Source organism: Grimontia marina (assembly GCF_900060185.1).
Taxonomy (GTDB): domain Bacteria; phylum Pseudomonadota; class Gammaproteobacteria; order Enterobacterales; family Vibrionaceae; genus Enterovibrio; species Enterovibrio marinus.
Window position 1 is genome coordinate 56,592 of sequence record NZ_FIZY01000017.1, and the last position, 24,558, is coordinate 81,149.

At 49.8% G+C, this 24,558-nt stretch carries 22 protein-coding genes and 2 pseudogenes; 10 read left to right on the top strand and 14 right to left on the bottom strand.

The window, feature by feature from the left end; translation table 11 throughout:
• The first annotated feature begins 42 nt into the window (after positions 1-42).
• A complete protein-coding gene (locus GMA8713_RS10780; RefSeq protein WP_062709160.1) occupies positions 43-954 on the top strand; it encodes a DMT family transporter in 912 nt (303 codons plus the stop codon).
• A gap of 50 nt (positions 955-1,004) precedes the next feature.
• Here GMA8713_RS10780 and GMA8713_RS10785 read toward each other — a convergent pair whose 3' ends face one another.
• From GMA8713_RS10785 to iolB, 3 genes are all read right to left on the bottom strand, one after another.
• Complete coding sequence (locus GMA8713_RS10785) at positions 1,005-1,571, bottom strand: DNA-3-methyladenine glycosylase I (protein ID WP_062709163.1); 567 nt, start codon at positions 1,569-1,571, stop codon at positions 1,005-1,007.
• Positions 1,572-1,694: 123 nt separating this feature from the next.
• Positions 1,695-2,684: an inositol 2-dehydrogenase gene (gene iolG, locus GMA8713_RS10790; protein WP_062709167.1), complete on the bottom strand. Its 990-nt coding sequence runs from the start codon at positions 2,682-2,684 to the stop codon at positions 1,695-1,697.
• Between the two features lie 20 nt (positions 2,685-2,704).
• Positions 2,705-3,541, bottom strand: a complete 837-nt coding sequence (gene iolB / locus GMA8713_RS10795) for a 5-deoxy-glucuronate isomerase (protein WP_062709170.1) — start codon at positions 3,539-3,541, stop codon at positions 2,705-2,707.
• Between the two features lie 162 nt (positions 3,542-3,703).
• Between iolB and GMA8713_RS10800 the strand changes: the two genes are divergently transcribed.
• Positions 3,704-4,879 (top strand): phytanoyl-CoA dioxygenase family protein, encoded by a 1,176-nt coding sequence (locus GMA8713_RS10800; protein ID WP_062709173.1) that lies wholly within the window; start codon positions 3,704-3,706, stop codon positions 4,877-4,879.
• Between the two features lie 51 nt (positions 4,880-4,930).
• Here the strand turns inward: GMA8713_RS10800 and GMA8713_RS10805 are convergent.
• From GMA8713_RS10805 to GMA8713_RS10845, 8 genes and pseudogenes are all read right to left on the bottom strand, one after another.
• A pseudogene (locus tag GMA8713_RS10805) lies at positions 4,931-5,638 on the bottom strand (calcium-binding protein); the annotation flags it as partial.
• Positions 5,639-5,973: 335 nt separating this feature from the next.
• Positions 5,974-6,449: pseudogene (locus tag GMA8713_RS28590) on the bottom strand (MATE family efflux transporter); the annotation flags it as partial.
• A 297-nt stretch (positions 6,450-6,746) separates the two neighbouring features.
• Positions 6,747-7,250: a M48 metallopeptidase family protein gene (locus GMA8713_RS10820; protein ID WP_062709184.1), complete on the bottom strand. Its 504-nt coding sequence runs from the start codon at positions 7,248-7,250 to the stop codon at positions 6,747-6,749.
• A gap of 51 nt (positions 7,251-7,301) precedes the next feature.
• The gene (locus GMA8713_RS10825; protein WP_062709186.1) at positions 7,302-8,354 is read right to left on the bottom strand and encodes a LacI family DNA-binding transcriptional regulator; all 1,053 of its coding nucleotides are present in this window, start codon (positions 8,352-8,354) and stop codon (positions 7,302-7,304) included.
• Between the two features lie 197 nt (positions 8,355-8,551).
• Complete coding sequence (locus GMA8713_RS10830) at positions 8,552-9,520, bottom strand: sugar ABC transporter substrate-binding protein (protein WP_232314414.1); 969 nt, start codon at positions 9,518-9,520, stop codon at positions 8,552-8,554.
• A gap of 114 nt (positions 9,521-9,634) precedes the next feature.
• Positions 9,635-10,447 (bottom strand): ATP-binding cassette domain-containing protein, encoded by an 813-nt coding sequence (locus GMA8713_RS10835; RefSeq protein ID WP_062709190.1) that lies wholly within the window; start codon positions 10,445-10,447, stop codon positions 9,635-9,637.
• Positions 10,448-10,482: 35 nt separating this feature from the next.
• Positions 10,483-11,616, bottom strand: coding sequence for an ABC transporter permease (locus GMA8713_RS10840; protein WP_062709257.1), 1,134 nt, complete (start codon positions 11,614-11,616; stop codon positions 10,483-10,485).
• Positions 11,617-11,696: 80 nt separating this feature from the next.
• On the bottom strand, positions 11,697-12,596 hold the full coding sequence (locus tag GMA8713_RS10845) for a TIM barrel protein (RefSeq protein WP_062709260.1): 900 nt from the start codon (positions 12,594-12,596) through the stop codon (positions 11,697-11,699).
• A gap of 306 nt (positions 12,597-12,902) precedes the next feature.
• On the opposite strand from GMA8713_RS10845, the gene iolD reads away from it, so the two are divergent.
• The 8 genes from iolD to GMA8713_RS10885 all read left to right on the top strand — a co-directional run bounded on the left by iolD (position 12,903) and on the right by GMA8713_RS10885 (position 20,834).
• Positions 12,903-14,756: a 3D-(3,5/4)-trihydroxycyclohexane-1,2-dione acylhydrolase (decyclizing) gene (gene iolD, locus GMA8713_RS10850; RefSeq protein WP_062709192.1), complete on the top strand. Its 1,854-nt coding sequence runs from the start codon at positions 12,903-12,905 to the stop codon at positions 14,754-14,756.
• Between the two features lie 20 nt (positions 14,757-14,776).
• Entirely contained in the window at positions 14,777-15,952 is a 1,176-nt protein-coding gene (locus tag GMA8713_RS10855) for a Gfo/Idh/MocA family protein (RefSeq protein ID WP_062709194.1), read from the top strand.
• On the top strand, positions 15,945-16,973 hold the full coding sequence (iolC, locus tag GMA8713_RS10860) for a 5-dehydro-2-deoxygluconokinase (RefSeq protein ID WP_062709196.1): 1,029 nt from the start codon (positions 15,945-15,947) through the stop codon (positions 16,971-16,973). Before GMA8713_RS10855 ends, iolC begins: the two co-directional genes overlap by 8 nt.
• 34 nt (positions 16,974-17,007) lie before the next feature.
• On the top strand, positions 17,008-17,865 hold the full coding sequence (locus GMA8713_RS10865) for a 5-deoxy-glucuronate isomerase (RefSeq protein ID WP_062709199.1): 858 nt from the start codon (positions 17,008-17,010) through the stop codon (positions 17,863-17,865).
• Between the two features lie 40 nt (positions 17,866-17,905).
• On the top strand, positions 17,906-18,745 hold the full coding sequence (locus GMA8713_RS10870) for a class II fructose-bisphosphate aldolase (protein WP_062709202.1): 840 nt from the start codon (positions 17,906-17,908) through the stop codon (positions 18,743-18,745).
• A 2-nt stretch (positions 18,746-18,747) separates the two neighbouring features.
• Entirely contained in the window at positions 18,748-19,917 is a 1,170-nt protein-coding gene (locus GMA8713_RS10875; protein WP_062709214.1) for a Gfo/Idh/MocA family protein, read from the top strand.
• A gap of 139 nt (positions 19,918-20,056) precedes the next feature.
• A complete protein-coding gene (locus GMA8713_RS10880) occupies positions 20,057-20,425 on the top strand; it encodes a hypothetical protein (protein WP_062709218.1) in 369 nt (122 codons plus the stop codon).
• Positions 20,426-20,492: 67 nt separating this feature from the next.
• Complete coding sequence (locus GMA8713_RS10885; RefSeq protein ID WP_084387705.1) at positions 20,493-20,834, top strand: thioredoxin family protein; 342 nt, start codon at positions 20,493-20,495, stop codon at positions 20,832-20,834.
• On the opposite strand, the gene GMA8713_RS10890 is transcribed toward GMA8713_RS10885, so the two are convergent.
• The 3 genes from GMA8713_RS10890 to nirD form a co-directional block, all read right to left on the bottom strand.
• A complete protein-coding gene (locus GMA8713_RS10890) occupies positions 20,831-22,630 on the bottom strand; it encodes a bifunctional protein-serine/threonine kinase/phosphatase (protein ID WP_062709221.1) in 1,800 nt (599 codons plus the stop codon). The genes GMA8713_RS10885 and GMA8713_RS10890 overlap by 4 nt on opposite strands.
• A 2-nt stretch (positions 22,631-22,632) precedes the next feature.
• On the bottom strand, positions 22,633-24,108 hold the full coding sequence (locus GMA8713_RS10895; protein WP_062709226.1) for a NarK family nitrate/nitrite MFS transporter: 1,476 nt from the start codon (positions 24,106-24,108) through the stop codon (positions 22,633-22,635).
• Positions 24,109-24,220: 112 nt separating this feature from the next.
• Positions 24,221-24,550: a nitrite reductase small subunit NirD gene (gene nirD, locus GMA8713_RS10900; protein WP_002540180.1), complete on the bottom strand. Its 330-nt coding sequence runs from the start codon at positions 24,548-24,550 to the stop codon at positions 24,221-24,223.
• Between the last annotated feature and the right edge of the window lie 8 nt (positions 24,551-24,558).

Here is a 24,558-nt window from a genome sequence, read left to right on the forward strand (position 1 = left end):
AGCCTTGACTAAAACAACGAACCCATATCAAGGAAGTGAACAATGAATGACGCGTCTGTCAGTACGCAAGACTCCTCCGACTACCGAACCGGTATCATTTACGCCTTAATCGGTACGGTGCTTTTCTCTATCAAGCCTGTGCTTATTAAGCTCGCGTACACAATGGGTGGTGATGCCACTGCAATCATGAGTCTTCGCGCTGCGTCTTCCCTTCCAATTTACTTCCTCATCCTACTCTGGCTATGTCGTAATGCCAGTGAACGCAGCAAAGTGCGGCAGTTTGGCTGGCAAGCAGCACTCGTCGGTGTCCTTGGCTACTACTTCGCAGCACTGCTGGACATCATGGCGCTGGAGTTTATTTCAGCTCAACTGGAACGCTTGTTGATCTTCCTGTTTCCATCGTTTGTGGTGATCATCAGTTGGGTCTTTATGAAAGAGGCACCGCGCAAAGGGACGTTTCTTTCTATCGCTATTGGTTATGTCGGCGTTGCCATGATTGTGCTGCATGATTTCAGCTCATTTGGTTCACAGGTTTGGCTTGGTAGTGTGATGGCCATTGGTGCGGCTTTGACCTTTGCCGTTTATTTGGTGTTGAGTAAGAAAGTGATTGGCCAGATGGGTTCCCAACTTTTCACCAGTATTGGTATGGGCAGTGCAGGATTGGTGATCATGGCTCAGTATCAAGTAAAAGGCGCGCAATTTAGTGATATGTCGAATGAGCTTATTGCACTGGGCGTCGTGCTGGGTTTTTTCTGTACGGTATTGCCTTCGTACTTTGTCGCTGCGGCTATGGCAAGGTTAACCCCATCTGTGCTGAGTCTAACCAGCAATATTGGTCCAGCAGTGACCGCACTTTTTGCTATTACCCTGCTTGATGAAGCCTTCACCATCTGGCACGGCCTAGGGATGATTCTGGTGGTTTATGCCGTGGTGAGAATCAACAAGAAGAGCTAAAACAGAAAAGCTGGCGGAGATGCCAGCTTTTCACTTGTTTTTATCGGGTCTTATTCGCCGACATCAACCCCATAGCGGAAGCAGCCGGTCAGGTGATCGTTCACCATGCCCGTCGCTTGCATATACGCGTAGCAAATAGTAGTTCCGACAAACTTAAAGCCTTTCTTTTTCAGCGCTTTACTCATGGCATCAGATTCGGGTGTGGAAGTTGGGACATACCCTAAGGTTTCCCAATGATTGATGATGGGTTTTCCACCCACAAACTGCCAGATGTATTCGTTGAAGCTGCCAAACTCTTTCTGGATTTCCAACACCAACTTGGCGTTAATCACAGTGCCATTCACTTTGAGTTTGTTACGGACGATGGCCGGGTTTTCCAACAGATCGGCGATTTTCTTTTCGTCGTAAGCTGCTACGGTTTCGATGTGGAATTTATCAAAGGCTTCTCTGTAACCTTCACGCTTTTTGAGAATGGTGGTCCAGCTTAATCCTGCTTGCGCGCCCTCCAGAATCAGCATTTCAAACAATTGCTGATCGTCGTGAACAGGCACACCCCACTCCTCATCATGATATTTCTGATCCAGTTCGCTTACATTCGCCCAGCTGCAACGTTCCATGTTTTTCCTATCATTTGAGTAAATAAATACTGTATATTAACACATGACAATTGTAGTTGGCGCAAAAAAGAGGACGCATTCTTGAGATTGCCCCCTCTAATCTAAACCTGTTTGCTAAGGAAGTTAGTTCACCTTAACAGTCTCATGCCTCTCCAGCGACTCCAAAGCAAATTCTGCCAGAGAAAGCGCCAGTTCTCCGTCAACACCTGTGCATTGTGGCTCAGCTTTACCTTCCAAAACTTCAACAAAGTGTTGCCACTCGGCGATGTAAGCATCTTTGTACCGTTCTAGAAAAAAGTACTGAGGCTTAGCAGCAGCGCAGCTTTCATCGCCCCAATGTTCAACCTGATGCTCGCGGACATTGCCAGCTTTCAGCATACCTTTGCTACCATGCAGTTCGATACGTTGATCGTAGCCATAACCAGAACGGCGGCTATTGATGATGGTCGCCATCGCACCGGATTCGAAATGCATCACCACGACGGCACTGTCGATATCGCCAGCTTCACCAATCGCTGGATCTACCAAGCATGAGCCGTGCGCTGAAACTGAAACTGGTTCTTCACCCATAATGAAACGCGCCATGTCCAAGTCATGAATCGACATGTCTCGGAAAATACCGCCGGATACTTTCACGTATTCAACAGGTGGTGGCGATGGGTCGCGGGACGTAATCACCAAGGTTTCGGCTTTACCAATTGCGCCGGACTCAAACAGATCTTTCATGGTTCGGAATTGAGGGTCATAGCGACGGTTAAAGCCAACAAGCAGCTTGGCGTTATGTTCGTTCACTACGTTCAAACATCCCCTGACACGCTCCAGGCTCAGGTCAATCGGCTTTTCACAGAAAATTGCTTTGCCTGCTCGCGCGGCTTGTTCAATCAAATCCGCATGGGTATCTGTTGCTGAGCAAATGACGACCGCATGAATATCAGGGTCTGCCATCGCTTCTTCTGTGGTCATCACCTCGGCATCAAACTCATCTGCGAGCTTGGCAGCGCCTTCATGATAAGGGTCAATCACCGCTTTGATTTGGGTTTGTGAGTGGGCATCTATATTCACTGCGTGGACTTTTCCTATCCGTCCACAGCCGAATAACGCAATATTAAACATGGCCTCTCCTCTTGATACTGCTATTTTTGATTGTTGTGTTTGTTGGCATATTCCGCACTGTTCACCCACGCATGGTCTTCTTCCCATGTAAACAGCCACTTTCTAACTGGCCCCGCCATCACATTTAGGTAATAGCTGTCGTAACCCGCCATGGTCGCAACAGGGTGATAACCACGGGGAACCATAACCACATCACCGTCGTAAACGGCCATGCACTCATCCAGATCACGCTCATCGGTATAAACCCGCTGAATGCAGAAACCCTGAGACGGATTCAGTCTATGGTAATAAGTTTCCTCGAGGTGTGTTTCTTCCGGTGGTGCGTCCCTGTCATGTTTGTGGCTGGGGTATGAGCTGGTGCAGCCTTCGTCAGTATAGACTTCCACCACCAGCAGGCTGTCTGCGTTCTCGTTGTCTGGGAGAATGTTGTGTACATAGCGTTTGTTATTGCCGTTTCCTCTCGCTTCTGCGCCAACTTGTTCAGGACCGATAAGGCGAGAAGGAAAGGTGCCTTTGCCCGGCGCGCGACAAACTGCAAGCTCCACATTCGTTGTTGTAGTCAGTTCAGCAGAGTCACCCGCAGTGATATACAGCGAGTACGGTTTTTTCTTTTCAAACGGCCCTGATCGGCCGCCAATTTCACCCAGTAATTTACCTGCCAAAGTAGCACTCGCCTTACCGCCCACCAGCACAAGACAGATTTCTTCTTCGCTGCCGGCTTTGAAAGTGATGGTTTGATTGGGCGTGAGTTGGTAAGCCTGAAAGCCTACATATTTCCAGCCTGCAGAGGCGGGGGTAATGTTCTGGTAGCGTCCTTTTTCATCGGGCAGGTTTCGCTTGGAAAGCAGGTCAGACATAACGGCTCCTTGTCGTGACTGATCATGAACTGATTGATGATCTAATCTGCCAATAATAGAACATATTTTTCAATTCTCAACAAAGTGAAATTTATATTTCATATTTGACGCTATAGTGAAACAAAGATAGTTATTCGACGATTTAGCCAAAGAGGTATCGCTATGGATTTGCACTCCCCTCCACGCCTTTCGTTTTACGGTAAATCAAGCTGCGACATTGAGGTTTTTGACAAAATCTGCACGTCGCAAATCATCAACAAAGCCGACTATCCCTTGGCTGATGATATCATTGACAACGTGGTGATATTTGATGGTGGTACCATGCGCTCTGCTGGATCAAATGTCGGAGCCATTCAGGACGAAATCGCCCATGCACTGCAACATGGACCGGGTGTAATTGCCATTAAACGTTTCTATGACAACACCGCCGTGATTGATGAAATGAGCGAGGTGTTCGAAAAAATCCTTGAAGCCGAAAAAGGATTTAGCGCGGGCGACCACTTTGGAAAAACAGGCCCACAAGCCAATAGCCGTATCTGGAACGTGTTCCAGAAAAGTGCAGCAGTCGACCCGGAAACTTTCGTTGACTACTACAAAAACCCGTTGCTTACGTGTGTGTGTGAGGCTTGGTTGGGACCGCACTATCAGGTAACTGCGCAGGTCAATATTGTGCGGCCTGGTGGTGAAGCACAAGTTTCTCATCGTGATTACCATCTTGGCTTTCAGGTGCCGGAAGAAACGGTTCGCTACCCGTTACACGCACAACAAATGTCGGCCATGCTGACCTTACAAGGCGCGGTGGCCCACACCGATATGCCAATAGAGAGTGGTCCCACCAAGCTGTTGCCTTTCTCACAACAGTATCCGCTTGGCTATATCGCTTATCACCAGAAAGCCTTTCAGGATTTTTTTGAATCCCACTACATTCAGGTGCCTTTGGAAAAAGGTGATGCGGTGTTCTTTAACCCGGCTTTATTTCATGCTGCAGGTGCAAACGTCACCGAAAATTTCCATCGTAGTGCCAACCTACTGCAAATCTCTTCAGCTTTCGCCAAGCCTATGGAAACCGTCGATTCTGCTGCAATTTGTCGAAAAGTTTATCCGACTCTCCTTGCCATTTGGCAAAACGGTTCACTGTCATCAGCTGAAAAAGCGGCCATCGCCACAGCCGCTACAGATGGCTATGCCTTCCCAACCAATCTGGACACCGATCCACCTATTAGCGGGCTGGCACCGGAAACAATGGAAGCCCTGCTTTGCCGAGCCTTGGATGAAAACATGGATGCAGATACCTTCGAGATAGCACTCGCGCAGTTGAAGGAAAAACAGCGAACCTAAAAAAGCCCGGCTTTTGCCGGGCTAAATCTATTTATTACGATTGCTCGCTGATTAGATGATGCTGACGCCATCCTGGTAAAAGTGTTCAGCGTCAGTCCAAACAGTGATGGTTTCACCAGAACCGTGCTCAAACACGTACGCATCCAATTCGCCAACTTGGGTATTAGTCAAACCCATAAAGGCAATCATGTCTGCTGACAGTTCAGCTGTAGGCGCTGCATCCGCATCGTAAGTCCAACCAACCGCATCCAGATTAAAAGTGTCATCACCTGCGCCCAGATAGGCCACAAAGCCATCCCAATCACCTGGATTTGTCAATGACTCATTCTGGATTGGGTCGGACTGCGCATTGATTGCGTAAGCGTTCGCTGTCACGATCTGATTGCCTTCATCACCAATGACCGCTTCTACCTGTGCAATTGGCTTAGGATCTGAAGTAAGACCATAAGATTTTCCGGTAAGGTCAACGTTTACATCACCGTCTGCAATCAGCTGGTCGAAGCCACGATCACCAATGTAGATATTGCCGTTCTCTTTCAGGAAATTAAGGTCGGAGAAGTCTTCCTGGTCGAAGTACATGGTGTCGTTACCTTCGCTACCGACGTATAGGTCAAGACCCGCGCCACCATCCATGATGTAATCATCATCGTAACCAGCTTCCAGGGAATCATTACCTTGACCGCCCAAGATGGTGTCATTACCTTCATCGCCGTAAACCATGTCATCGTCATCGCCCACGTGGAAATTGCCATTGCTGCCAATTCATTTTCTCCCATGCGCCCCATAATCAACTGATAAGTGAAAATGCCGCCACTCCAAATCAGGCTGCCAGCAATCACAGGTGCAGTAACATTGGCGTATATTTGAAAAGTCGATTTTCTGAAGCGAAAATCTGACGGACCCAGAATCAGCACTTTATCAAAAATACCAATGACAAATAGCGACATGAAAACGCGGAAAAGACGGGCAATCACGGTACCCCAGCCTGCCCCTTCAAGACCCATCACTGGCAAGCCAAAGTGACCAAAAATAAGGATGAAACTAATTAGGATGTTTAAACCAATTTCAATAAAGAACATATAGAAGGTGGTTTTAATTTTTCCCAAAGCGCGTAAAGCTGCATCCATCGCAATCGAAGGCCCAGCTACTAGCAGTGCAATACTGATAATTTTCAGATACTCAGTCGTTAGGGCTGCCGTTTCACCCCCAACCTTAAACATCGCCGGAACGATTTCCGGTACTGTCCAACAGAAAAGAAAGATAAGAAACGAAGCTAGAGAAGCCACCAACGCACCAAGAGCAAAATTACGTCTTAAACCTTTGGGATCGTTAGCCCCCCAATATTGGGCTAACAATACTCCCATCCCTGTTCCGGTGCCCCAATGAAAATTCCCGTAAACCAAAAAACACGGGCACCGATACCAGAGGCTGCCACCTCCTCTGTGCCCAATTGGCTGACCATTAGGTTGTCGATAAAACCGCCGCTGCTGAACAACAAACTTTGTAGCGCAAGTGGAAGGCCAAGAAGAAAAGTCCGTTTGAGGAAGTAGGTGAAGTCATTTTCTGACATCGCATCTCCTTTGCCACCTGACTGAACCTGAGCATCCCTTAGCTCGGGTTACATCTTGTTATATTAATAAAGTTTTTCACTTACCATATAGGAAGAAGCGCCGAGAAACCGTATGTAATACCATGTAATTTATGCTAATTTTCTCGGCTAGGGTCATCTAACCCTGGTTCCACAAGTCGGGATAGCCAGTCAACTTTTATCTTACTTTTATGCAGGGAAGTGTTAAGAAGATTGGGATGGTGAAACGTGCTATCTCAGCGTGCTTTTCTTTTCAAGGTTGTGAGTATATTTAGCCACTCATTCGTTTTTCTGGCTTTCGATATGAATGAGATACAAGCGCGCATCAAACTCCAACTGGTGATAGTTCGGTTCCATATGACAACAAAGCTGATAAAAGGCTTTGTTGTGATCTTTCTCTTTTAGGTGAGCCAATTCGTGAACCACCAGCATGCGAAGGAAAGGTTCCGGTGCGTCTTTGAACATCGACGCAATGCGGATTTCGTTCTTGGCTTTTAACTTGCCACCATGCGCGCGTGACACAAAGCTGTGAAGCCCAAGCGCATTGTTCACAACATGGATTTTACCGTCATACGCCACTTTACTGATCGGTGAAGACTTCTTGAGGTATTGGTTCTTTATCCCCTGCACGTAATCATAAAGCGCTTTTTCTGACTTAATGTTGTGCTTATGCGGGTAGCGTTGTTCCAGCCACGTGCCGAGTTTGCCGGTTTCAATCAGGCGAGAAACTTGTTCAATAAGGTTTTCAGGGTAACCACCCAAATAACGGAGTGCAGGGTTCATGCTTTATAGGGTCTGTTGACTTTTCGGTACTGGGCAGAGTTTACACCGATATCAAGTGCGCGTCTTTTGCGTTGAACCACGCACCACCGCTTCACACGGCAAGGTAATGGACTGTGGCGGTAAATGTGGATCAGCGATGTGCTCGAACAAGGCATCAATGGTACTTTGAATCATCTGCTCGTTCGGCTGACGAATCGTGGAAAGGTTGTAGGAGCGGCTTTTCGCAAGGCGAATATCATCGACGCCAACAACGCCAATATCTTCAGGCACACTCAGGCCAAGCTCATAACGTAATGCATCCATACCACCACAGGCCATGATGTCATCGGCATAAAACAACGCGTCTGGCTTTTCTGTGTGCTGGAAAATACGCAAAGTGGCATCATAGCCGGCGTCATAGCTGAACTCACCGCCTTCAACAACTTGCCACTGATTGCAGCCGCGCTCCATCAAACGGCTAATAAAACCACGTTGGCGGTCAATCGTCGCTGATGTGCCAATCGGTCCCGCCACAAAAGCCGGTTTGGTATAGCCAGCATCTAGCAGCATATCTGCCGCCATATTGCCTGCCAGCACATTGTCACAACTCACCACAGTGACACTGTTTTCACTGGAATCACGACCAAATATCACTGCCGGCGTATTCTGGGAATGACAGGCATCAACAAGCTCTTGCGGCAGTGATGCCGACGTAATGATTAGGCCATCAACGTTGTATTCCATCACCAACTCGACCGCTTCCTGAATATCCATGTCACCGTCGACGTGGATAAGAAGGCTATGGCAGTTACGCTTTTGGATTTCAGTGGTGAAGCGGGAAAGAATGGGCAGATAAAACGGGTTGTTGAAGTCGGTCATCAAAATGCCGACAAGACTGGAGCGGGATTTAATCCCCCTCGCCAAACGGTTGGGTTTGTAGTTTAGCGATGCAGCCGCTTTGAAGACTTTTTCGCGCAGCGGTCTGGAAATACTCGCGTCAGGATTAAACGCTCGGGAGACCGCAGAGACAGAAACGCCTGCTGCTTCAGCAACTTCAACGACAGTGACTTTGCGCTTTTTCTGAATCGGTGCCGCTGTATCAGTGCCGGTGGTTTCTTTCGTCATACGCTTTCCTGCTTACAATGCCGTTCCTTCGCCCACCCTAGGCGCAACACCATAATAATGAAAATGTTTTCAGCTGTACAAGCTAGTTAAAAGCCACTTTATTAAAAAATGACTAAAAGTGCAGGTTCAGACGAACCTCAACTCGAAGAGGCCTGAAAAAGAGCGCCCGACTGAGGGGGGCCGGGCGCTTTTTGGACTTAGCGATATTCGCCAGCCAGTTTTTCCACCAATTCAACGTTCTCTTTAGTCACAAAGCCCGGACCAGAGTTGATGTTGTTAGATGGAGAAATACCATAGCGGTTGTAAAGAGCCAGAACCATCACTGGCACATAACCTTGCAGGAATGGCTGCTGATCGATACCCCACTGGATATTTCCGTCTTTGATGCCTTGAGCAATCTCGCCACTCAAGTCAAATGTACCGAAGTAGATCTTGCCCAGTTGACGGCTCTTATCCAACGCACGAATGGTTGGGTGAGCAGAGGTTGGGCCCAGTGTCAGAACGGCATCCGTATCAGGATTCGCACGCAGGTAAGCAGACACTTTCTTTTCAATGCCAGTTGGATCCTGGCCCACATCGATCATCTGGCTGCCAAGCTCCACACCCAATGCATCAGCAAAACCCTGACAACGCTCTACAGATGCTGGGTTGGTGATGTAGTGGTTAACACAGACAAAGCTTTTCACACCGTCTTTTTTAGCGCGTTTACCTGCACCGTAACCCGCATCATATTCTGGTTGTCCAACGTGGAGGATTGCACCCACGTCTTCACTTTGCTGGTGAGTACCCGAGTTGATAGTGACAACAGGAATACCTTTTTTCTTCGCTTTTTCCAGTGGACCTTTGAGTACTTCATAGTCCGCGATGGTGGTGATAATACCGTCAGGATTAGACGCAACGGCCTGCTCGATGATGCGAGCCATATCCGCCAAATCCCCTGTGGTAGGGTTACGGTATTCCACTTCTACATTGAGCTGTTCGCCCGCTGTACCAATCGCATTCTTAATGGTGTTCCACCAAGAATCTGAGTCCGGTGCGTGGCTAATCAGGACAAAGCGCTCACCATCAGCGAGTGCAGTGCCTGGCAGCATTGCGGCCAAACTGGCTGCCATTGCTAACACAAGGACGGACGCTCTCTTTGCTACAGATTTAAGTAGGGTATTCATCCGGTGTCTCCAAGTTATATTATTTATTGTATCCATGGGGCGAGCTGTACAGCTGCCCACCCGGTTACGGCTAAGGTTTGGGCAGCGAACCGCCCCGTCACGTTTACTAAAAGCCTAATTCGCAGTGGCAGCATCTGCCCGCTGGAATTCAGCCAATTCTGCTTCGAGTGATTCCAGCTCTTGTCCACCAGCCATCATCTCGAGAATTTCTTCACGGGTAACATCTTTCTTCAACCAAGTACCCAGACTCTTACCGCGGTTCAGCAGTGTGAAACGGTCAGCGATGGGATAAGCATGGTGAACGTTGTGCGTAATCAGGATGACGGCAAGACCTTTGCCACGCGCCCTTGCAACGACTTTCAGCACATTGGCAGACTGCTTTACACCCAGTGCTGCGGTTGGCTCATCAAGGATCAGTACTTTCGCACCAAAGTGAATTGCACGCGCAATCGCCAGACACTGACGCTCACCGCCCGACATGGTGCCAATCGGGTGTTCAGGATCACGCACGTCGATCCCCATGTCCTTCATGCCTGCCTTGGCAATTTCGTTGGCATTTTTGGTATCGAACACTTCAAAGGGGCCGATTTTCTTGGTGAGCTCACGACCCATGAAGAAGTTGCGGGTAACACTCATTAAAGGAACCAGTGCAAGGTCTTGATAAACAGTTGCAATACCGGCATCCAGCGCGTCACGTGGTGATTCGAAGGTGGTAGGTTTACCATTCATCAGGAATTCACCTTCTGACGGTTTATGCACACCTGCCAGGGTCTTAATCAGGGTAGATTTACCTGCACCGTTGTCACCCAACAGACAGTGCACCTCCCCCATTTTCACCTGCATATCGATATCTTTCAGGGCAATCACCGAACCGAAGTAGCGGCTTACCTTTTTCAGTTCGAGGATAAAATTGTCTTTCTCTGCCATTGTTTTTCTCCTGAATTCCGTTTCCTAAGCTTCTCTCAGCGGGCGCTCGTGACTTTCTTGCGGATGAAGTTGTTAAACAGCACTGCGATTAGAAGCATCACGCCGAGGAATACGCGGAACCAGTCAGAATCCACGCCTGTAAAGAAAATGCCCATCTGCACCACACCGAATATCAGAGCACCGAAGAAAGCCCCAATGACCGAGCCATAACCGCCAGTCAGCAGTGCACCACCGATAACTGCCGCAATAATGGCTTCAAATTCTTTCAGAAGACCTCGATCCGCCGCTGCTGAGCCAAATTCCAGTACCTGACAGGCCGCGAATACGGTTGCGCAGAATGCGGTGAACATAAATAACAGAATTTTCACACGGTCAGTCGGTACACCTACATTTTTCGCCGCGTTGGCATCGCCACCTGAAGCAAAAATCCAGTTACCAAAACGGGTACGCAGCAGCACAAAGGAACACACAGCCGTCAGCAAGAACCACCACACCACCACCATTGGGATGCCAGTGACTATTGGAGTACCGTCAGAATAGGTTTCAATCCACCCCGCGCTACCAAGCCAGTTAAAGAGCCCAGTCCCTATCTCGCCGCCAAACATGGCTGCCAGCCAGTCGCCTTCTGCCAGATTACCTACGCCAGAAATGATGGTTTTGTTGGTCAGCGCAATCGACAGAGCGATTGTCAAACCACGCAGAATGAAGAGGAAAGCGAGGGAAACAATGAAGGAAGGTAGCCCGGTGCGAACCACGATGTAGCCATTGATAAAGCCAACCGCCATTGCCCCGATAAACGCAAAGATAATCGCCGCCCAGACAGGCCAGCCCCAATATACGGCAGGGATAGCGATCATCATCCCGGCAAAGCCAATCATTGAGCCAATGGAAAGGTCGAATTCGCCAGCGATCATCAGCAAACATGCACCGACCGCGATAATTCCGAGCTGCGCTGACACCACCGTCCAGTTAACGACACCATCAGCATTGAACATGCCTGAATCCCAGGCGACGAGTGCGAAAAACGCGAATACCAGAATGGCACCGGACACAGAGCCCAACTCCGGGCGGGATAACATACGATTGAGCACTGAAACTTTACGAACCCGCTCATCGCCTGGTGTGAGCGGCTTTGAATCTGTCCCTGATTCGACTTCTTTTACCGACATACTTGCCTCCAAAATCCTTGCTTCATTCAGGCTTTCACCCAACTCCTTGCTGCCGGTTGACAGCTTTCTCTCACTTGCACTTAAGCAACTTTTGCGATCACCGCTTTCTCAATGAACGCCCTGCTTTTTTCAGCATCGGTTTTTGCATCGCTTTTTGCTGCTGGGTCTGTGTCCTGCTCAACCGTGACCCAGCCGTTAAAGTCAATATCGATAAGTGTTTGTCTTACCTCGTCGAAATCGACACAACCCTGCCCTAACGGACAAAAAATGTTATTCCCTATTGCAGTATAGAAATCCGTGCCAGCCTTGACGGATACCGCATGCACGTCGGCGTTAATATCTTTGAAATGCAGGTACTTAACGCGGTCTTTATAGGTACGGAGTACTTCACTCGGATCCATGCCTGCATAAACGCAGTGACCGGTATCCACACACAACGACATCAGCTCTGGCGGTAAGTCGCGCATGGCTTTATCCAACTCGTCGCGGTATTCAATGTAAGTGCCTGCATGGGCATGAAGCGTTGGGGTAATGCCATACTCCGCGCACACAATACCAACACCGCGCAGCGTTTCCATCATCTCTAACCATTGCTCGTCATCCAGACGCGTTGCCGTCTCTACCTGGCCAGCCTGATCGGTGCGTGGCGATGAAACGTGGTCAATTACCACCAGAAAATCCGCGCCCTGCTCTTTCAGGATTTGGCAAGTCACGCGGGTTTTCTCCAAAATCGCTTCGCGTTCTTCCGGCTTGTGCAAATGAACGAACAATGTGCCTGCAATCAAGCCCAATGAACGTACTGACAATGCCTCAGTGAGTGCAGCTTTATCGGTCGGCAGGTAACCCAACGGTCCCAGCTCAGTTGCGCCATATCCCGCGCCTGCAATCTCATCCAATACGGTCTGCCATGTTGGGTTTGCCGGGTTATCTGCAAACTCGATTCCCCATGAGCACGGTGCGTTGGCTATTTTCAGTTCCAAGCCAATGTCTCCTTGATTCAATGTTCCATTCCTGTTTAACGCTTTACGGCCACACCCGTTTCAAACGTCAAACCATTCAAGCTTTCGATAAATAAACTTTCCGTTAACACTTTTTAAACATTTATGGTAACGATTTCACTTTGTCAAACCAAAACGCGTCTCAAAAGTGGACTTTTCACGGGTTAATGGCGATATAGAATGAAAAATGAGCGCTAAATCTGATTTTTTGGCTTTTTCCATTTGAAAACATTTTCATTACATGACTACTATTTCATCAAACAAGGAAAATTATTGGAGACAGCAAGGATGGGAACCTTAAGGCTAACTACGGCTCAGGCGTTGGTCCGCTACCTCGCCGCACAGCAAATCGAGATTGATGGAGAGGTGGAGTCATTATTTGGCTGCGCTTTTGCGATATTTGGCCACGGTAACGTGACCTGTTTGGGGCAACAGCTGTATGAGAACCAGTCTGTTTTCCCTACTTGGCGTGGACAGAATGAGCAATCTATGGCGCTGGCTGCAGTGGCCTATGCACGTGCTCACAAGCGCCGTCGCATCGGTATTGCCACTTCGTCTGTGGGCCCTGGCGCAGCAAACATGGTGACAGCGGCAGGCGTTGCACACACTAACCGCCTGCCCTTGCTTTTGCTTTGCGGCGATACATTCCAGTCCCGCTTGCCTGACCCGGTGCTTCAGCAAACGGAACACTTCGCTAACCCATCGCTGACCGTGAATGATGCCTTCAAATCTGTCACTCGCTTCTGGGATCGCATCAATGCGCCGTCGCAACTAACTGTCGCATTGCCACAAGCGATTGCGACCATGTTAGACCCTGCCGATTGTGGACCTGCAATGATTGCCCTTCCGCAAGATGTGCAAGGTCAAGCATGGGATTTCCCTGAGAGCTTCTTCGAACCCAAAGTTCACCGTATCCGCCGCCCACAACCAGAAGAAGTGGATTTGGACGCAGCAGTTGAAGCGCTGAAAACTGCCAAAAAGCCTCTGATCATTGCTGGCGGCGGAGTGTTCTATTCCGGCGCACGTGACGCCTTGATTAGCTTTGCCGAGAAACACCAAATCCCGGTAGTGGAAACCATCGCAGGCCGCACTTTGCTGCCAGACGATCATCCACTGAATTGCGGCCCGATTGGCGCAACAGGGTCGGACAGCGCCAACCACATGTGTAATGACGCGGATTTAGTGCTCGCCATTGGCACCCGTTTGCAAGACTTCACCACAGGTTCATGGACACTGTTTCGCGATCCCGGCATGAAACTTATCAGCATCAACGCTGCCCGTTTTGATGCCAACAAGCACATGGCGCAATCCATCATCGCTGACGCAAAAGACACCATTGAGCCGCTTGATGCCAAGCTCGGCGATTGGACGACGGATGCTGCATGGGTTGAAAAAGGTAAGGCTGAAAAAGCGGCGTGGACAAAGATCGTTAACGGCCGCACGGCATTTGCGGAGACAACCTTACCCTCATACGCGCAGGTCGTTGGTAAGGTGAATGGTCTTATCAATGAAGGCGACCGTGTCATCACTGCTGCCGGCGGCTTACCAGCCGAAATCAACATGAACTGGCAGGCTACTTACCCGTATTCACTGGATGTGGAATTCGGTTTCTCCTGCATGGGCTACGAAGTCGCTGCCGGTTGGGGTAACAAGATTGCCAGACCAGACCATGAATCTATTGTGATGGTCGGTGATGGTTCGTACCTGATGATGAATTCCGACATCTACAGCTCTGTACTGACCGGACACAAGATGATTGTGGTGGTGTGTGATAACGGCGGTTTCGCAGTGATCCGCAAGCTGCAAACCAACACAGGTAACACCGCTTTCAACAACCAGTTGGAAGACTGCACCACAGAGCGTGATTACGACCTACCGCGCGTAGATTTTGTCAGTCATGCAAAAGGCTTGGGCGCACATGCAGAGAAAGTCACCAGCTTGGGCGACTTTGATGCCGCTTTCGAACGTGCCAAAGCCGCAGATCGCACCTATGTATTGGTCGTCGACATCGACGATACCAAATGGTCGTCTTGTGATGCCTGGTGGGAAGTTGGTCTGTCAGAAGTCTCTGACGATCCAAATATCATCGAAGCCCGGGATAACTGGGAACAGGGACGTGTTAATCAGCGTCGTGGCGTGTAATAACAACAAGGAGAACACGCATGTTTAACGAAGAATTCCAGCTAGATGCACCGATCCGTTGGGGAATGGTTGGCGGTGGCCGCGGGAGTGAGATTGGTTACTCGCACCGCGCTGCAGCCCAGCGTGACCGTCTGTTTACCTTCGTTGCAGCGGCACTGGATTTAGATGCAGAACGTGGACGCGACTTCGGGACCAAGCTGGGTCTCGCTCCCGAGCGCTGCTATCCCGACTATAAAACCCTGTTTGCAGAAGAAGCCAAGCGCGAAGATGGGATTCAGGCTGTGTCTATCGCCACGCCAAACTCTACCCACTATGAAATTGCCAAAGCGGCGCTGGAAGCAGGTTTGCACGTGATTTGTGAAAAGCCCGCCACCATTCATGTTGAAGATGCACTTGAACTGAAAGCCTTGGCAGAAAAGCAAAATAAGATGCTGGCAGTGATGTATGGCTACACCGGATTCCAGATGGTGCATCAGGCGCGCGAAATGGTGCGTCGCGGTGACATCGGCGCCGTGCGCGTTATTCAAATGTCTTTCGCCCACGGTTTCCACAACACCGAGATTGAGAAAAACAGCCCGGGCGCAAAATGGCGCATGAACCCAGAGGTGTCCGGACCAAGTTTCATTATTGGCGATTGCGGTACGCATCCGTTTTACATGGCCGGCATGATCACGGGGCTAAAAGTGAAGTCCCTGATGTGTTCACGCCAGAGCTTTATCGAATCCCGCGCGCCGTTGGAAGACAACGCTCATGTGTTGTTCCAATTTGAAGGTGGAGCAGTCGGCACACTGTGGGCGAGCGCCATCAACAGCGGCTCAATGCATCAGCAGAAAGTCCGCATTGTTGGCGAGAAAGCCAGCCTCGAATGGTGGGATGAATATCCAAACCAGCTTCGCTATGAAGTTCAGGGGGAACCGGTCCGCATTCTTGAGCGTGGTATGGGCTATCTGCACAACGACGATCCTGGCGTTTCCGCCAATCGTCAAGGCGGTGGTCATGCTGAAGGTTTCTTCGAGTCCTGGGCAAACCTTTATCACCGCTACGCACTCGCGATTGATGCCTACAACCGCAATGATAAAGCCTTCCTTGAAAGTCATTGGTACCCGGATATCGACGGTGGTATCGATGGCGTGAAGATGGTGAATGCCTGTGTGAAATCGGCCGATAACGGTGCCGTTTGGGTGGACTATGACTGATTCCATTCACCTTTCAGATTGGCAGGCCAACAGCGACCGTCCGATAGACGTTATCTGTTTGGGCCGCGCTGGGGTCGATTTTTACGGCAATACGGACGGTGCAGACTTCAACGCTGAATACAGCTTCAAAAAATGCGTCGGCGGATCGCCTGCGAATGTAGCGATTGGTCTTGCGGAGCTTGGCGCCAAAGCAGGCTTTATTTCCTGTCTGACGGATGATGCCCAGGGGCGTTATGTCCGCTCTCACATGGCAGGGAAAGGGATTAATCTGGATGGTGTGGCTACGCTCACAGGTGAGTACCGTACCAGCCTTGCTGTGGCAGAGTTGCGTCCAGAGCCCGAAGTGGTGATTTACCGTAATAACGCGGCTGACCTTGCGCTCTGTGTTGAACACATAGACAGCAGCTACCTCAGCAACGCCCGATGTCTGTTTGTTTCCGGCACAGCGCTGTCCACCAGCCCTTCACGAGAAGCGACCTTCTGTGCCATGCAAATGGCGCAGCTGGCCGGCACTCTGGTGGTGCTCGATCTCGACTATCGTCCCTACTCTTGGGCGTCGCCGAAAGATCCCCCACACTTCTACCGTCTCGCCGCATCCTTCAGTGATGTGGTGATTGGTAACCGCGAAGAATTCGAAGTGATGGGCATTCCCCATGATATCGAAGACAGCCATGTCAGCGCTGCCTCAGAGCTTTTAAGTGGCAGTACTGAGCTTGTTATCGTCAAAGGTGGTGCTGAAGGCTGTGAGGTCTTTGGTTTGGATAGCAACGACAACCTTTCCAGCCACTCACAACCTATATTCAAAGTAGAAGCACGCAAACCTTATGGTGCAGGAGATGCTTTCGCCGCCGGCCTGCTTTTTGGTTTGCTAAATCAATATTGTTTACAAGACGCCGTGGCTTTAGGGGCTGCAAACGCTGCCATCAATGTCACTGGTGATACCTGCGCAGATGCTATGTCATCACTTGCGCCACTCCAGGAATTTATGCGCAACCGTGGCTATACATTTGCCACAGACTAAGCATCAGCATCAGGGAATGATCAAGGAGTACAAGATGGGAAAACACATTCCACCGTTCGATAATCACAACGAACCCGTTATCAACGTCAATGACGATACGACGCCACTGTGTTACTTCAACCCAGTGAAACTCAAAAATGGTGAGACCTACAGGTACACGCTTGAAGGTTATGAATCTGCCGTCGTGCTGGCAGGCGGTACCTGCAACATCACGGTTGATGGAGAAACCTTTGAAAGCATCGGTAAACGCGCTTCCGTCTGGGAAGGTGACCCTTCTGCTGTGTATGTTCCTGTCGGTTCAAACGTGACAGTGTCATGTATTTCAGAAGTCGCAGACGTATTGATCGCAGGTGGACGCTATGAGCCGGAAGAAGGGCAAACCTTCGCGCCATTTGCTATTCAGCCGGAAGAAACTGATAAGGTACAATACGGCAGCGATGACACCAAGACTCACCGCAAAATTAAACACATCCTTGGACAGAAAAACGCGGATAAACGCGGAAGGCTGCTTGTCAGCGAGTTATTTACTGTCGGTGCTGGTGGTTGGTCTGGCTTCCCGCCGCATAAGCACGACGAAGAAAACCCACCGAAAGAAACGCGCTACGAAGAGGTTTACCAATTCCGTTTCAATCCTGACTTTGGCTTCGGCGCCCAATTTCTTTACGAGCATGAGGATGACTATGGCCCGGTGTATCACGTTCGCACGGGCAGCGTGATTGCCATCGACAAAGGTTATCACCCTTCTGTCGCCGCACCGGGTTACGAAATGTATTACTTCACCATCATTGTCGGAGAAAAAAGCAAATCTCTGGTTCAGTACTTCGACCCTCACCATGAGTATCAGGTACACACGATTCCAGGTATCAAGGACATGGTCGCCAAGTTCAAGTAACGCTTAGGGTTCATTGCCCCTAGTAATAACGGAGACAAGAATGCTAGTTACCCTGAATGACCTTATGCCAGAAGCCGCGTCGTCCCAAGGCGCAGTACCTTGTTGTAACGTGTTTGGTATTGAAGAAGCGCAGGCGATTATCGCAGCCGCTGAGGAACTGAGCCTACCCGCGATCCTCGCTGTGAACAAAGACATGGTGGATCTCGCTGGTGTGGAATCCATGGCAGGCATGCTGCTCCCCATGGCACGGGCCAGCTCTGTACCTGTGGTGGTTCACCTCGATCATTGCTACGAAGAAGCCATCGTGTACCGCGCCATTCATGCCGGATTTAGTTCGGTGATGTTTGATGGTTCACAATTACCTCTCAAAGAAAATATCCGTCGGACAAGAGCGGTGGCTGATGCTGCCCATGCTGTTGGTGTTTCGGTCGAAGGTGAACTTGGCTCAGTGCCTTATCAGGAAGGCCGTGACCATATCAAATCTGAATTTACCGATCCGGAAGAAGCACATATTTACGCCGAACAAAGCGGTATTGATGTGCTTGCGATTTCGGTCGGCAATGTCCATCGCATGACAAAGGCCGGTAGCCCAATTAATTTTCCCTTGCTTGATGAGATCGAAGCGGCCACCAGCTTGCCTCTGGTGATTCACGGCACCACAGGTATCACTGAAGCTGATCTTCGCGAACTCAAAACACGTCGAATCGGTAAATTCAACGTGGGGACGACGCTTAGAATGGCCTTTGGCAACGCAATTCGCGGAGCCATGGCAGAAGAACCGAATAAATTTGATAAACAATATTTCGCGGGCAAAGCCATGCCTGCGCTGAAGCAAGAAGCCATGCGAGTGCTCACGCTCCTGGCAGCAGACAAGGAGTGACGATGAGCAAGGCGTATAAAATGCTCGGACGGCGTTTAAGACTCGGCGTGATAGGCGGAGGGCCAGATTCCTTTATCGGTTCCATTCACCGCTCATCTGCCACCATACATGAAGAGTTTGATGTTGTCGCGGGTGTGTTTTCCTCAAACCCGGAGCGCTCAATTGCTGCTGGTAAATCCATGGGTATCGCGCGTCCTTATGGCGACCCAGATGCCTTGTTTGCCGGAGAAGCTGCGGCGGATGAGCCCATAGATGCGCTCGCCATCATGACGCCCAACAACAGTCACTATGAGTTGTCATGCCGCGCATTAGACGCTGGATTCAACGTGTTCTGCGAAAAACCTCTCACCATGACTGAAGATGAATCTGCCGACTTGGTTAAGCGGGTTAATGCTTCGGGTAAGCGTTACTGCGTCGCCTACGGCTACAGCGGTTATGCCATGGTGCGTCAAGCGCGTGAAATGGTGGCGCAGGGTGTGATCGGTGACATCACCATGGTGCAAAGCAATTACGTTCAGGGACACTTGGCAGAGCTGACGGAATCTGAGCTTGCTGGCTCTAACTGGCATATGAAGCCAGAGCTTGCTGGCCCTTCCTTGATCCTTGGCGATATCGCGACGCATAGCTATCATCTGACCAGCTATGTCGCTGGTATGGAAGCCAGTTCATTGAGCGCAGACGTAACCGCATTGGTCGATGGACGCACGGCAGATGATTACTGCGGCATATTGCTTCGCTACCCCAATAACGCACGCGGTATCTTCTGGGTCACACAAGCCGCAGCCGGCGGTGTGCATGGTTTGAGCTTTACCATTTACGGCACCAAAGGTGGCTTGGAATGGCATCAGGAACAGCCTAATGAGCTAACAGTCCGCCCTATCGATAAGCCTGCGTATGTGCTGAATAAAGGTGGCAAAGGTCTGTCCGGTGCAGGTGAGCGTGTTTCCCATGTCGCTATCGGTCACCCAGAAGGGTATCGCGAGGCATTTGCCAACCTCTACTACGACTTTGCCTCCAACATCGTTGATGATCTGACAGGCGAAACTCCAGAACCACTGAGTCTGTGGAACCCGACCGTCCAAGACGGTGCATACGGCATGGCGTTTGTTTACGCTGCGGTACGCTCTCGCGACAACGACGGTGAATGGAAGCCCCTTCGAGACCTCACTTAGTTCCATATCAAACACAAACTGTTTAACCTTGCGAGCAGGTAGCCAGTCGTCGGTCTGCTCGCTTTTTTTATCGTATTTAGAACAGTGAATGTTCCTCTCCCACGATACATTAGCGAAGGACAATACAAGGAGAGATACGATGGATAACAAGAAAGTGGCACTGTTTGGCTGGCATCCGGATGTGGTTAATTTCGAAAAATGGGGAGGCTCCCCAGAAAAACTCCGCGCAATGCTGGAAAGTGAACAGGCGAAACTCAATAGTGAAGGATACGCCACAGACATTCTTTATATCCGCGACGGTGACAGCGCCTATCAAACGGTTGCGGATGCGGTTGCCGAGACGACTTACGACTGCATTTTGATTGGAGCAGGCGTTCGACGAGATGAAGAACATTTCCTTGTCTTTGAGAAGCTGGTTAATGCAGTACATGAGCTCGCGCCACATGCGAAAATCTGCTTCAACTCCAATCCAATGGACACCGTAGAAGCGGTTAAACGATGGATTTAACCACCTATGCTAAAGTGACTGAGGCGGCATATACCGCCTCTAGTCGTTAACTGTCATGGAGGACAGCATGTCGATACGCGCGACCGAAACAGGCTTCAACCCCGAATACAGTGAAGACGCCCCCTCTTTTGAAGATGTCACCGAACAGAAAGGTGTGTCTATTCTTGAGTTCGGTGCACCTTGGTGTGGACACTGCCAGGCGGCTGAACCTGCGGTAAAAGCCGTGTTGGAATCTGCGTCCTTCCCTCACACCAAAGTTTACGACGGTAAGGGCAAGCCTTTAGGTCGAGCCTTTAAGGTGAAGCTCTGGCCAACACTGATCCTTCTTCAGGATGGGTTGGAAGTTGACCGCATTGTTCGCCCGATTCATGAAGATGAAGTGGAAGATTTGATTTCACAGGCATGCTAACCGATAAGAAAAATAGACTGCACCAGAACAATCAGGAACAGGATAAGGCTTAGTCCTTTCCAGAAACGCAACGGGTCGCTTTCTAAAAGCGGCCTGTTTTCATTGGAAGATTTAAACGCAGGGTTAGGTTTCATCAAATCCTGTTCAAATTCTGAAAGCGCCTGATAGCGGGCTTTCGGGATCGGATGACAGGCTTTTTTGAGCGCTTCATCAAACCAATCCGGCGCGGCAGGACAATAGACCGTTGCTGGCAAATAGTTTTGACGGTTTGCCGCTCTGGGGTTGGAGGCATTTACTGCTTTGTAAGGTAGATGTCCGGTCAAAAGTTCGTAGACCGTCATACCTAACGAAAATAAGTCAGAAGAGAAATTGGCTTTGTTGCCTTTGAGGTATTCCGGTGCCGCGTAGTTGAGATCCCCGACTGGGTACCCTTCTTCCTCACTCCCCATTAGCTCTTCCAAGCCTGCTGATTGTGCTGTGCCGTAGTCAATCAAAGTCACATTCATGTCTTTGTCGACCATGAGATTATCCGGTTTGATATCGCGATGAACCACCGAAAGACGTTGAAGCACCCGAACCGCTCGAATAGCCCCTTTTGCCAGTGTACGAACCTGAGTGAGCGTCGGCGTTGGATTATCAATCATCCATTGCCTGAGTGTGACACCTTCGATGTAATCGCAGACATGATAGAGGTATGGCGAATAACTCGATGGCGGGTGAATCTTCATCACGCCAGGTGATTTCACCTGTTCGCCAACCCATCCTTCCCGGACAAAGCCCGCAAGATAAACCGCATCATCCGCAAAGTTGAGCGATGGCATTTTCAACACATACTGACGGCCATCCAAGTCACTGCGCGTCAGGTAGATATGGCTCCGGCTTCCGCTGTAAAGCACCCTCGCCACGGTGTAGTGGTCAATCTTCTGTCCTTCTTTCAAAACAGGCGGAATTTTTCTTTCTGATAAATCGCGAAGCGCTTCGCCATAGGTCGCAGCGGGAAGCGAATCGACAGCTAACAACAGACAAGTGATGTTGTCATCGCTACCCAGCTTATAGGCGTCATCAACAACCGATGCTGCTAAGTGCTCGAGATCAGACGTGGTATCGGAAGCGTAGAGACGTTGGGCGATTTCCCGCTCTGTCATAGTGTCATGAATGCCATCTGTCGCGAGAAACAACAGATCACCACGCTCAAGTGCAACGGGCTGATAATCCACATTCAAGTGGCTATCAATACCCAGCGCGCGGGTTAAGTGGTGTTGGGTTTTACTTTGGTAGTGCCGATGATCCTGCGTAATCTGGGTCAGTCTGTGCTGACGCCAAAGGTAGACGCGGCAATCGCCGACATGAAAAACATGGGCGGTATTCGATTTCAAAATCACCGAGCAAAAAGCAGCCACCATTGCACTGGCTTGCGTGCCTGCTTGTTGCCCATGATGGTAAAGCCAGTAATTGAGAGATTTCATCACCTTTCCAGCGGCATCTTTCACTGGCCAGGTAATCGGCGTGTCTGAGTAGTTGTTGACGAATTCAGTCACCCCCATTTCACTGGCTTTCTGACTGACTTCGCTGGTGCTAACACCATCCGCTATCGCCGCTACCACACCTTTGTGTTTTAGCTCGCTTGCCTTTTTTGGCAAGTAAACAGCAAAAGCATCCTGATTGGGTGGCTTGCGCCCGGCAACCGAGCTGCCACCTGCACGAACGATCAAACGGGAAGCCGCTTCCTGCGTCTCCCCGTTTACAGTGCCGGCAGCGCCATACGACGCTGCCTGTTCATGAAACTCTGGTTTCATATTTATGCTTTCGCCACATCAATCATGGTGATTGAACCATCATCATTCACTTCAACAATCTGGCCTGACGGCTCCTCCATAAAGAGTAGCGTCACAAAGCCCACAACTGCGGTGCCTGCAATGATGTAGAAGAAAGTGCTGTAATCAACCAGCGACAAAATCGTCAGATAAGTCACTGCACCCACGTTACCATAAGCACCTGTCATACCTGCGATTTGGCCTGTCATGCGACGCTTGATCAGTGGCACAGCCGCAAATACCGCGCCTTCACCGGATTGTACGAAGAACGAACAACCCATTGCCGCTACAACCGCCAGCCAAACTGGCCACGCGCTGTCGACTTGACCCATCACGAAGTAACCCAATGCCAGGCCCGCAGTGAGGATAAGTAGCGTTGGTTTACGACCGAATTTATCAGACAACCAGCCGCCACCAGGACGTGACATCAGATTCATGAAGGCATAAGCAGATGCCACCATACCCGCCACGACAGGGGTCAGTTCAAAAGTTTCAGAGAAGAACAGTGGCAGCATTGAAACCACAGCAAGCTCAGAACCAAAGGTCGCAAAGTACAGCACATTCAGCACAGCAACTTGCTTAAATTGGTAGCGGTGAATTTCTGGCACCTCTTCTTTAAAGACGTGCTTGTTCACTTTCCACACTTGGGAAGCATCAAACAGGTAGATGCCTGCAAGTACCGCGTAGATGCCGTACACGGCTGCATCAGAGAACATGCCGATACCGCTTGGCGAAAGTTTCCAAGCCAGCAGTGCCAGTGCGCCGTACATTGGGGTTTTCATGAATAGCAGCAGGTAGAAGTCGCCTTTTGAGGTGACTTCCATGGCGCCGCCATTCTTTGGTTTGTAGTAGGTTGCACCTTTTGGCGTATCCGTCACGTTGCGATAAAACACGAAAGAGAAAGCCAGGCTCATCAAGCCAGTGATACCCATAGCGTAACGCCAGCCATCTTCACCACCGAACATCACAGCCACGGTTGGCAGGGTGAATGCAGCGGCGGCTGAGCCGAAGTTACCCCAACCACCATAGATGCCTTCTGCAGTGCCCAGTTCATTGTGTGGGAACCACTCAGATACCAGACGGATACCGATAACAAAGCCTGCACCGATGAGACCCAGGGCAAAACGGGCAATGGCAGCCTGAACGAAGCTATCTGAAAGTGCGAAAACAAAACAAGGGATAGAACAGATAGCGAGCAGTAAGGAGTAGATTAGCCGCGGGCCATATTTATCCGTGAGCATGCCGATTAAAACACGCGCTGGAATGGTAAAAGCGACGTTGAGAATAAGCAGAGTTTTAATTTCTGCGGTGGTTAAGCCGAGCGATTCTTTTACCGATTGCAGCAATGGCGCAAAGTTAAACCACACCACAAAGGTAATAAAGAATGCGAACCAACTTAAATGGAGAATTTTCATTTTTCCGGTAAAGGAAAATATATTGAACTTGTCACTCGATGACATTATTGACTTCCTCTTCAAACAAACAATCCCTGTGCCGCGATGTTTTAATCACAACAAACTTAATTTGAAAATTTTTAACTTCCCCTGATTGGGTAATCAGGGGAATAAATATTTAAACCAGACTCAGTTGCACAGCACCTTCATGACAACGGACCGGGTAGGTGGTGATCGATACGTTTTCGTCTTCCAGACAAATACCGCTATCCAAGCAAAAATGCTGTTTATAGAGCGGTGAGGCGATCACTGTTTTGTCACCTATCGAGCCGATCATTCCGCGAGAAAGCACATTGGCTTTTCCGATTGGGTCATAATTATCAACGGCATATAGCGAATCTGTTCGGCCACAAAGGAATACCGCCACCTGCTTGTCTTCCAACAACGCGCACACGCCGGTGTTTTTGACCAAGTCAGACTTTTCACAAATGGTTTGCCACTGGCTCATTGCTTTCT